14 protein-coding genes are annotated in these 9,632 nt (G+C 40.3%); 4 read left to right on the top strand and 10 right to left on the bottom strand.

Annotation, left to right across the window (positions count from 1 at the left end):
* Positions 1-287 precede the first annotated feature (287 nt).
* Positions 288-500: a type II toxin-antitoxin system HicB family antitoxin gene (locus tag ACTIE0_RS20860; RefSeq protein ID WP_006622285.1), complete on the top strand. Its 213-nt coding sequence runs from the start codon at positions 288-290 to the stop codon at positions 498-500.
* A gap of 543 nt (positions 501-1,043) precedes the next feature.
* Here ACTIE0_RS20860 and ACTIE0_RS20855 read toward each other — a convergent pair.
* Together ACTIE0_RS20855 and ACTIE0_RS20850 are read right to left on the bottom strand one after the other, a co-directional pair.
* Positions 1,044-1,208 (bottom strand): hypothetical protein, encoded by a 165-nt coding sequence (locus ACTIE0_RS20855; RefSeq protein WP_006670234.1) that lies wholly within the window; start codon positions 1,206-1,208, stop codon positions 1,044-1,046.
* Between the two features lie 381 nt (positions 1,209-1,589).
* Positions 1,590-2,222 (bottom strand): tetratricopeptide repeat protein, encoded by a 633-nt coding sequence (locus tag ACTIE0_RS20850; protein ID WP_006670232.1) that lies wholly within the window; start codon positions 2,220-2,222, stop codon positions 1,590-1,592.
* A gap of 162 nt (positions 2,223-2,384) precedes the next feature.
* Here ACTIE0_RS20850 and ACTIE0_RS20845 point away from each other — a divergent pair, with 162 nt between their 5' ends.
* Positions 2,385-6,422 carry a DUF268 domain-containing protein gene (locus ACTIE0_RS20845; RefSeq protein WP_006670231.1) on the top strand — a complete coding sequence of 1,346 codons (4,038 nt, stop codon included), beginning with the start codon at positions 2,385-2,387 and terminating at the stop codon, positions 6,420-6,422.
* On the opposite strand, the gene ACTIE0_RS20840 is transcribed toward ACTIE0_RS20845, so the two are convergent.
* Both ACTIE0_RS20840 and ACTIE0_RS20835 read right to left on the bottom strand, forming a co-directional pair.
* A complete protein-coding gene (locus ACTIE0_RS20840; RefSeq protein ID WP_233497939.1) occupies positions 6,417-6,524 on the bottom strand; it encodes a tetratricopeptide repeat protein in 108 nt (35 codons plus the stop codon). The two genes, ACTIE0_RS20845 and ACTIE0_RS20840, sit on opposite strands and share 6 nt — an antisense overlap.
* Before the next feature lies 1 nt (position 6,525).
* Positions 6,526-6,654, bottom strand: coding sequence for a hypothetical protein (locus ACTIE0_RS20835; protein ID WP_280949146.1), 129 nt, complete (start codon positions 6,652-6,654; stop codon positions 6,526-6,528).
* 159 nt (positions 6,655-6,813) lie between these two features.
* Between ACTIE0_RS20835 and ACTIE0_RS20830 the strand changes: the two genes are divergently transcribed.
* Positions 6,814-6,942: a hypothetical protein gene (locus ACTIE0_RS20830; protein WP_315662951.1), complete on the top strand. Its 129-nt coding sequence runs from the start codon at positions 6,814-6,816 to the stop codon at positions 6,940-6,942.
* On the opposite strand, the gene ACTIE0_RS20825 is transcribed toward ACTIE0_RS20830, so the two are convergent.
* From ACTIE0_RS20825 to ACTIE0_RS20810, 4 genes are all read right to left on the bottom strand, one after another.
* A complete protein-coding gene (locus ACTIE0_RS20825) occupies positions 6,917-7,090 on the bottom strand; it encodes a hypothetical protein (RefSeq protein ID WP_192808274.1) in 174 nt (57 codons plus the stop codon). The genes ACTIE0_RS20830 and ACTIE0_RS20825 overlap by 26 nt on opposite strands.
* Before the next feature lie 81 nt (positions 7,091-7,171).
* Positions 7,172-7,354 carry a type II toxin-antitoxin system HicA family toxin gene (locus ACTIE0_RS20820; protein WP_006622280.1) on the bottom strand — a complete coding sequence of 61 codons (183 nt, stop codon included), beginning with the start codon at positions 7,352-7,354 and terminating at the stop codon, positions 7,172-7,174.
* An 8-nt stretch (positions 7,355-7,362) separates the two neighbouring features.
* Positions 7,363-7,599, bottom strand: coding sequence for a type II toxin-antitoxin system HicB family antitoxin (locus ACTIE0_RS20815; protein ID WP_006622279.1), 237 nt, complete (start codon positions 7,597-7,599; stop codon positions 7,363-7,365).
* A 129-nt stretch (positions 7,600-7,728) separates the two neighbouring features.
* Positions 7,729-8,376 carry a Uma2 family endonuclease gene (locus tag ACTIE0_RS20810; RefSeq protein ID WP_046321596.1) on the bottom strand — a complete coding sequence of 216 codons (648 nt, stop codon included), beginning with the start codon at positions 8,374-8,376 and terminating at the stop codon, positions 7,729-7,731.
* Between the two features lie 245 nt (positions 8,377-8,621).
* On the opposite strand from ACTIE0_RS20810, the gene ACTIE0_RS20805 reads away from it, so the two are divergent.
* Complete coding sequence (locus ACTIE0_RS20805; protein ID WP_187758699.1) at positions 8,622-8,825, top strand: hypothetical protein; 204 nt, start codon at positions 8,622-8,624, stop codon at positions 8,823-8,825.
* On the opposite strand, the gene ACTIE0_RS20800 is transcribed toward ACTIE0_RS20805, so the two are convergent.
* Positions 8,800-8,940 (bottom strand): hypothetical protein, encoded by a 141-nt coding sequence (locus ACTIE0_RS20800; protein WP_187758698.1) that lies wholly within the window; start codon positions 8,938-8,940, stop codon positions 8,800-8,802. The two genes, ACTIE0_RS20805 and ACTIE0_RS20800, sit on opposite strands and share 26 nt — an antisense overlap.
* Before the next feature lie 74 nt (positions 8,941-9,014).
* Positions 9,015-9,461: a DUF29 domain-containing protein gene (locus ACTIE0_RS20795; protein WP_108615132.1), complete on the bottom strand. Its 447-nt coding sequence runs from the start codon at positions 9,459-9,461 to the stop codon at positions 9,015-9,017.
* Between the last annotated feature and the right edge of the window lie 171 nt (positions 9,462-9,632).

Here is a 9,632-nt window from a genome sequence, read left to right as displayed (position 1 = left end):
GCGCTTCTGTGGGGACCGCTGCACCCGCCGCATCACGTCAAACACCCTCCGTGTCATATCCAGGCGCCGGAATGCGATCGCAACAACAGGTGTCGTCAGCAATTCCGATGGGGCCATGAGGGCTGGGGGTTGACAGGATGGGTGCGATCGAAATGCGATCGTCGCACACTTTAACGATCAGCTTGTGGTATGATCGGAACCGAACAAGCTCCTTCTGGGTCAAAGTTTGAATGAAAATAGCGACCATTTTTTAGGATTGATGTCACCCATGAACGAGGATGATAAAAATGAATTCAGTCATCATTTTTGAAGTGTATCAGGAAGAAGATGGCGGATTTGTAGCCGAATGTTTGACCGAGGATATCTTCACTCAGGGTGATGATTGGGAAGCGTTACGAGTCCATGTCAATGAAGCCATCAAAGGCTATTATTTCGACCAACCTAGCTGTCCCAATGTCAAGCTACATCTAGTCAAAGAAGAAATCTTAGTCATCCAGTAAGTAGATCGATCCAAATTATCGATGAAAATCCCCAGAGATATGAAAGGGACTCATTTGGCAGACATTCTCTGTCGCCAATGGGATTATGAGGTGGTTCACTAACAGGGGAGCCACATTATTTTAGAAACGGAGTTGCCCCACCATCAAAGGATTAGCATTCCCAATCATAACCCTTTGCGACTGGGAACTCTCAATAGTATTTTACGAGCAATTTCCCGACACAAAGGAGTTGCTAAAACTGACATTATCAATACATTGTAAGTCACCCTCATTTGAGTTTAGATATCCCCACAACTCGGGCGATCGCATTACCTAGAGCGAGCGGCATTCGGTTTGCCGGAATAAAGCATTCGGTTATCCGTACTTGACAAGTGTAGTTGATTGTGGGTTGATTAAAATCCTTCGCCAGCATATCCTGATGATGGTATAATCCCTGGGTGAATCCAACCCGTCTATATAGACTTGATTCTGGGGAGTCAGGGATTTAGTGAGGGGTAATCAACTGCTGCGGAGCCGTCAGCTAGAAGAGGCGGTGGATGGTTTTCAAAAAGCGATCGCCATCCCCATTTCCCAGGATTTCAGTAATCCTGCTAGGGTAGTGGTAGGCGGGCTGTGATGTAATGCGATCGCACCTTCCAACTTCCTAGACCGTTTCAACTGATTAGCCTGTCCGAGTAATTGACCTGAATTTATCTTTTGATTAATCATAATAATTAATACACCAATTTACATCCAGACCTCAAGAACTAGAGACATTTTTCCAGATTCTTTTTCTTTAATTTACTGAAGAAAACTTTTGGCTTGGATTACTGTGTTTTGCAAATTCCATTCAAATTTATGAACTAATTCTGGTTTGACAATTTTATTAAAAGCACATAAAAAATCACTATAACTAATGTGTTTTATTAGAAAGGCAAGTTTTATATACAAATATTCTGGGTCGTATATAAATCGTGGGAAAATTAAGTAAACGCAACTTATATCATGTTTGGCTAGATGATAAATTAGCTTATATAACTGACGTGATAATACACATTCTTGCATGGACGGGTCATGAGTATGCCATAATCCTCCGGGTGGATGTTTAGATTAATTTCCAGAATTTTGATGTACATATATTCTACTTGCACTTGCTGAAAATAAATCTCTAATTGGAATATAAGCGCAATCTATGACATATTTTTTCGATTCTAGTATTTCGTCTATATGATCGCATAACCAAGGACTTTTTATAATGTATGGGGCATCTTCACTAAATATATTTTTTTCCATTCCTGCATGACAATTTTTGAACACATGACTATTTGTATCTTCAAAACCTGTATCTAGTCCCAAATACGTTAAAAGTTGAACTAAAAATGTTGTTCCCGCTCTCCCAGTTCCGCTAATAATTGCGTGATGCTTCTGTGAAGAAACAATATCGCCATTAATTTTACTTGTTTTGGTAAAATCACTCTTTCCATATGCTATCTGAAAACTTGAATATTGATCTAAGGCTTTTTGAAAAATTGGAGATTTTGGGCTTAAATCAAATGAATGACGGTATGAAATCATTGCTTCTTCAATCTGTCCCAATTTAGCCAAAGCATCCCCCAGCTCATAATAAGTCCAAGCAAAATTAGGATTTAATTCAAGGGCCTCTCGATAAAGTGCGATCGCCTCTTCCAACTTCCCAGACCGTTTCAACTGATTAGCCTGCTTCAGTAACTCACCCGCACTCATTCCTTGACTACTCCTCATAACTAACTTCCCAATCCACACCCACCCCTGACATACACGAGCATCATATCACGATACTTACCCAAATTGACATTGACAAATTTCTATGGCTGTGGTACAATTAGCCACGGTTTCGGCATTGCTTTAGTCTGGGGAGTCAGAAAATTGGTCGGCGATTTTGATAGGGGTAATCAACTGCTGCAGAGCGGTAAGCTAGAAGAAGCCGTGGATGCTTTTCAAAAAGCGATCGCACATTATCCCCATTTCCATTGGTCTCACTACAAGCTAGGGGAAGCCTTAGAACAGTTGGGGCGTTTAGAAGAAGCTAAGGCAGCTTTTCAGAAAGCACTAGAAATTAATCCTAATTCACCACCAATTCAATTTCGGTTGACATCGGTTATGAAAGCAGCAGCAAGAGACCGAGAAAAACCAGGTACTCTGATGGAGTCTAATCATCATAAGCCTAACTTGGAACCGGATAAAAAATCTGCCGGTTTGAATTTGGCATATCACTCCATCGAGGATCTTGAACAAAAGTTTGCTCAACAAAATGGAATTGACTTGTCATTAATGAGGGGTCGATACGAATTGCTTCGCTTTGTCGAGATTGACCAACTCAATGTAGATAATCTTGTCGGCGATATTACGGCTTTAAAGGTGATAACATACGGTAGATTTGGGAATAACGTTATTCAATTATCTCATGCATATCACATTGCCAAAACCATAGGAGCCTCAAGAATCTATCTGAGTAACTGGTGGTATATTAAGCAAGGAGAATCGAAGACACCATCAGGAATCACAATAATGAATACAAGTGAACCTGACTTTTCATCAGAAAAACTGGTTTTGGAAGGTACATTTTATTATTATCCTGATCATTTAACTTTAAATCCTTTATCCACTACTAGACCCCGTCTCTATTTAAACAATATGATGGCCAGTATCTATTTAAATATGATGGATTTAATGGAATTCGTCAATTTAAAACTTTCTGGTGAGCCACTGGGTGATAAAGACCTGGTGATACATATACGCTCTGGTGATATTTTTAGACCCCACAATCCGCATCCTGTTTACGGTCAACCGCCACTTTCATTCTATCAGAAAATCATCACACTCCAACCATGGAATTCCATATCGTTGGTTTTTGAAAATAAATCTAATCCCATAATTGAGCCACTGATTGATTTTGCTAAGGCGTATTGTTTGCAAGTGCGGGTAATCAGTGGCAGTTTGAGAGAAGATATAGAGTATTTGCTCAAAGCAAAAACTTTGGTAGTTAGTATGGGGACTTTTGCTCCGGCTGTTACAACTATTTCAATGAATATAAAAACAGTGTATTATTTTGAGAATTCCTTTAATACATGGGGGAATCCAAATATTTTGTGCGTAAGAGTCATTGATAAAAAGGGTACTTACAAATTTGAAATATTGAACCGGAACTGGCAAAACACTAACGAACAGCGCCAACTGATGCTATCGTATCCCCTCAGTTCTTTGGATTTTGATATAGATAAGTCCAATATTTCTAAGGTTATACCTATTGTTAACATCGATAAAAACAATCATTTAAGGAGTCCCCAAATGTCTGCCAATAGTGTCTCTAATATGCTCTCAACAATACTTATAATGAAACCCAAGCCTTCACCAGTTCCACTGATTAGAATCGGAGGGGAAAGAGATGGAGCGTATTTAATACCCAACGACCTTGATGAGATCAAAGCCTGCTTTTCTCCGGGTGTCGCCAACCGTAAGAATTTTGAAGATGAATTAACAGATACCTATGGTATTCAATGCCATATGTGTGACAAGTCTAGTGATATAGATAAATTCCAAACCCCCCTCAAAGAAGGAATGCAAACATTTAAGAAGAAGTGGCTAGATGTCAATGGTGAAACGGATAGCATTTCCTTAGATGCTTGGGTTGAAGAACTTGCACCTGATCAAAAAGATGATCTGATGCTGCAAATGGACATTGAAGGAGCAGAATACCGCAATATACTACAAACCTCAGAGCAAGTTTTGAAAAGGTTTAGAATAATTCTCGTTGAAGTTCATGGTCTAGGGGTAGCCGGAAATCCTGAACAGTTTGAGGTGAGTCTCGGTCCATTTCTCAGAAAACTTGACCAGTACTTTATCTGTGTTCATGCACACCCAAACAATTGCTGTGGTGACTTTATGATTCCCGGAACCCAGATCAATCTGCCCAATGTTTATGAGTTAACCTTTTTAAGACGCGATCGCTTCAATGAGAAGAATCTCTCCTCTTGCCATGAACCCATGATGCCACATCCCCTAGACATTAAGAGGAATGTAAATACAAAAATGCCTATATTTTTAAGTGAAGAATCACCCACTCAAGTTCCTCGCAATCATGCTTCAACCATTAAATTGCTTGAAGATAAGCTGAACTATTATATGTATATGTCAAGCCTTGCTAACAAAGAACCAAATCCCAATAAAGATTCGGTTTTGCTACGGTTGTATCAACTGACACAATCAATTACTAAAAGTCTTTTATTGGAAGAAGATATAAACATCGACTCCAAAGATATTACTGATGTGGCTGAAGGGAAAAATTATTATCTTAGTAGTAGCTATGGTAACTATCCGAAACAAGGCTTGGTAGAGCGGAAAAAACCTTTCTTTTTTCATACCGGATTTGGCTCTAATCAGTACATTACTATTGATTTAGACAAAGAACACATATTGACTTCCCTTGCGATCGCCAATAGAGTCGATGTATGTAAAGAACGCGCTCGTTGCTTGTTTTACACAGTACACAATAGCCTTAAACCCGATCTGTCTTTCGGTTTACCGCTTAACATAAATGAGTCTTTTTGGAAAGGAGATGACTTAGAATGTAACACAATCCTTAAAAAAGCAAAAGGACGGTATATAACCATATTCTCACCCGAAGACACAGCTTTACACTTTTCTGCCATCAAGGTATTTGGTATCTGTAATGATGATACCGATTCTTGTGCTAACTTGGCTTTCAACAAACCCACAGCTCAAAGTTCTATTTACGATCATCAAAAATACGATCCTCACGGTGCCTGCAATGGTAATAAAACTGGCGGATTCGGATTTCATACTGCCCTAGAAAACCAACCTTGGTGGCAGATTGATTTGCAAAAAAACTATCAGCTTTCTGAGATCAAAATTTTTAATCGGATGAATTTTAAAGAACGCGCCTCGACTTTAAATATCTTATTGTCTCAGGATGCACTGAATTGGAAATTATGCTACTCAAATCATCAGGAAAATCCATTTGGTGGGATTGACGGAAAGCCCTTGAAAGTAAATATGCAACATCAAGTCGCACGGTTTGTGCGGTTACAATTGCGAGAAAATGAGTATTTTCATCTTGATGAAGTTGAAATATATGGCGATCCTTTACCCAGCTCTGAAAGCTTAAAGTTAGACTCTAATCAAGATGAACCAACTTTATCTGCCAACTTTTATCGTCACGCCTGCCTACCTCCTTCTCCCCCTCCCAAACAAATCCCCACAGAATTGAAGGTTGATTTTACTCTTGGCGATCGCATTCCAGTTATTTATTCTTATTATAATAATACTCGCACCTCTCCTGTACATATTAGTATGCAGGATTACGATAATGCTTTTTATCAACTGGAAAATGGTTCCTTCAAATACTATGGTCGGACATTACATGATTTATTAAATGCGTTGAATAAATATAGCGTTCTCAATAAGAGTGTTCTGATTTTTGGTTTGGCTGGTATTAACTGTGATGCTATATCTCTTTGGAAAGGAGCTGGAAATGTATATGTGATTGATTATAATCTGCCTGTTTCTGAGCATCCACAAGTTCAGGTCTTGTCTTATCAGGATTATATCAGTAGCAATATTCAAGCAGATGTTGGTATTTCCATCTCATCCTTTGAACATGACGGTTTGGGTCGTTATGGAGACCCCATTAACCCTAATGGAGACTTAGAGGCGATGAAATTAGCTAAAAAGTTGATTAAGAAAGATGGACTTTTATTCTTCTCTGTTCCGATAGGACAAGATTGCGTTGTTTGGAATGCTCATCGAATTTATGGCAAAATCCGTTTACCAATGATGTTGGATGGTTGGGAAATACTAGACAGTTTCGGATTTTCTGAGTCTTTGATGATAAATCAAGACTTGGGACGTTGTCAACAACCTGTTTTGGTTCTCAAGAATCTATAAATCAATGACTTGACCCCACCAAGCCATAGCCTCATCTAAATTCCCCTGTTTAGCCAAAGCATCCCCCAAATTAGAATATGCCCAAGCGAAATGGGGGTTAATGTCAATTACCTGATGATAAAGTGCGATCGCCCCATCCCATCCTACCAGAAAAGGAGATTAAGAAACCCCGTTTTTTCAAAAAACCCCGTTTATGCAAACAAGCGATCGCATTACCTAGAGCGAGCGGCATTCGGTTTGCCGGAATAAAGCATTCGGTTATCCGTACTTGACAAGTGTAGTTGATTGTGGGTGGATTAAAATCCTTCGCCAGAATATCCTGATGATGGTATAATCCCTGGGTGAATCCAACCCGTCTATATAGACTTGATTCTGGGGAGTCAGGGATTTAGTGAGGGGTAATCAACTGCTGCGGAGCCGTCAACTAGAAGAGGCGGTGGATGGTTTTCAAAAAGCGATCGCCATCCCCATTTCCCAGGATTTCAGTAATCCTGCTAGGGTAGTGGTAGGCGGGCTGTGATGTAATGCGATCGCACCTTGCCACCTTCCCCTGCGGTCAAAGAATTTATGGAGGCATCAACCGGAATTATATCACCCCTCAAAGCGATCGCCAACCGCCGACTCCCAGCCCACATCCCCCCTCCCCCATTTTGTAAATAAATTAGCACCAATATCATCCTCAGTCTTATCCCCATTTTTCATTTAAATCAAGCATTTAAAAAATCTTCTGGACGGATTTCAGCTTGCTTTCAAATTGCCCGCAAAGTCCCCTCTGGCATATCTCCCGAATGGTTAGGAATCGTGGTATATAAATTCCGAGCTGGGTTGTACCAAATTTCGTGACTACCAGCAGCTTGGCGGTCAAAAACAAACCCAAAAGTCTTCAACTTTTTCACAATTTCTCGATAGCGAAATCCTGACAATCTTCCCATCAAACAAATTATTCATTAATAATCAATGGATAATCAAACTTTTCGGCAAGAGTTTGTAAACCTTCCCAATTCATAAGTTGTCTTTCACGACGAGCTTCTATTAACTTAACGGCTACATCACGAGCTATTTCCAAAGCTTCAGCCAGAGTTTCTCCCTGAGCAACTAAACCAGGCAAAGCATCGCTGGTTGCTAAATAAACACCTTCAGGTAATTTTTCAATATGCAGTTGCAGCAATTTTTCCATAATTGACACTTGAGAATCTAAGCAAGTCCAAAAGTTTGGGAATTCTTGTAATTATTGATACTAGCAAAGCCCAACTATCTGGGGCATGGTCTTTCTTGTATTACTTATTGTCATAACCGTTATCCTCAGCTACTGCCTTGCCTTAAATATTTGTTCGGCGGTCAAATTGAGTTCTGGAAAAGTTGGCGAAGTCACCACATTTTCACCTCTAAATAAATGGAGTTCGTACTCTCCTTCAACTAAATGATAAACCGAAATAGTCGGTTTTTTGGGGTCTCCAATATAACGCCGACCTCCCAACCCCAAATAATCAACTATCCAATATTCGCCTATCCCTAATTTTTCATATTCTGCCAGCTTCATCAAATAATCATCCCGCCAATTGGTACTGACGACTTCTATAACCAACTTAATACTCACCGATTGAGTAATAGTCGATCGCTTTGTCCACAGAGGCTCCTTTTCTAGGGCATTATCATCTAATACCATAACGTCGGGAATATAAGCCGACTTATCAGAATCTATGGCTTTAATTAGTCCTTGGCGAGGGATAAAAAATGGCAAATTTAAACTATCAATGTAAATTGATATTTTGGATGCCAGAAAACCTGCCACTTTTTCGTGAGTTCCAGTCGGCTGCATTTTAACAATCTCCCCATCATGCAATTCAAATCGACCCTCATAACCATCCGGATACCAATCCAGAAACTCCTCTAAAGTCAATGAAATTTTCTGTTCTTCCGTCGGATTAGTCTTAACAGTTTCCTGACTTAACATATCGCTCCTCCGATTTTATGACTGATTCCCCCCATCAAACAACTCGGTTCTGGCTCCCTCTCAACATATCATCAACTGCCAACCTTGAGCATGAATTCCATAGAGAATGTTGATAACAGCTTCGCCAACCAGCCTGAACCCTTCTTGACTGCCGTCATCAAAGGGGCGGTTTAAACAACAAACATCAAAGTAGATTTTACATTCACATACCCCAGTATTTTACCATATCAAGATACTTACGCAACTTGACAAATTTCTATGGCTGTGGTACAATGGGGGAGGGTTTCCGCATCAGTTTAGTCTGGGAAGTCAGCGATTTAGTGAGAGGTAATCAACTGCTGCCGAGCCGTAAGCTAGAAGAAGCCGTGGATGGTTTTCAAAAAGCGATCGCCATCCCCATTTCCCAGGATTTCAGTAATCCTGCTAGGGTAGTGGTAGGCTGGCTGTGATGTAATGCGATCGCACCTTGCCACCTCCCCCTGCGGCGAAAGAATTTATTGAGGCATCAACCCGAATTATATCACCCGCCAAAGCGATCGCCAACCGCCGACTCCCAGCCGACATCCCCCGTTACTCCCCCCATAAGCGGGACGGGAATGCGATCGCGACAACGGCTGTGGTCAGCTCAAATGGTTGATTTAGGGCAGAAATTCAGAGTCCAGCAAATTCTCGGCAGTAAAAGGACACCTTTCCGGAAAAATCTCCAGGGGTAATTCACTTTTTTTAATGGCTTGCTTTCTGGCTTTGACATAAATTTCTTCAATCTCCTGCAAGAAATAATTATACAAAGTTCGAGACTTTAGCAATAACTCCAGTTCAAACCGAAAATTATCAATTTCATTTTGCCAGCCCTTACCGCAAAGCCGCCTTTCCGATTCCCAATACTGGTAAAGCAATAAATGAATCAACAGTTGTCTTAAATAGCTAGATACTTTTCGTCTTTGTTCGTTTCCCAAACTTAAAATTTCCTCCATTAGATGCGGAAAATCAAGTCGATTTATCTCTTTTTTCTCAAGTGTTTGATAGGTTTCTTGAAGCCAAAGATAATAATCTTGTTCATAAAGATCTGAAACATCATTATTCATCGGATTACCTCCCATTGTCAACAAAAATAAAGTTTTGTCCCTCCCTCAACTATACAGGCAAGATGCCCGGACCACACTATGAGCGATCGCCTTTCCCAACCACCCAGGGGTCACATATTCCTGTAGGGGCGGGTTCAACAGCCTATATTCTTCTTCACCAGCAGCTATATA

Source organism: Limnospira sp. (assembly GCF_051859755.1).
In the GTDB taxonomy this organism is placed as follows: Bacteria; Cyanobacteriota; Cyanobacteriia; order Cyanobacteriales; family Microcoleaceae; genus Limnospira; species Limnospira fusiformis.
The sequence above is the reverse complement of the archived record's forward strand: the minus strand, read 5'-3'. Positions and strand labels throughout refer to the sequence as shown.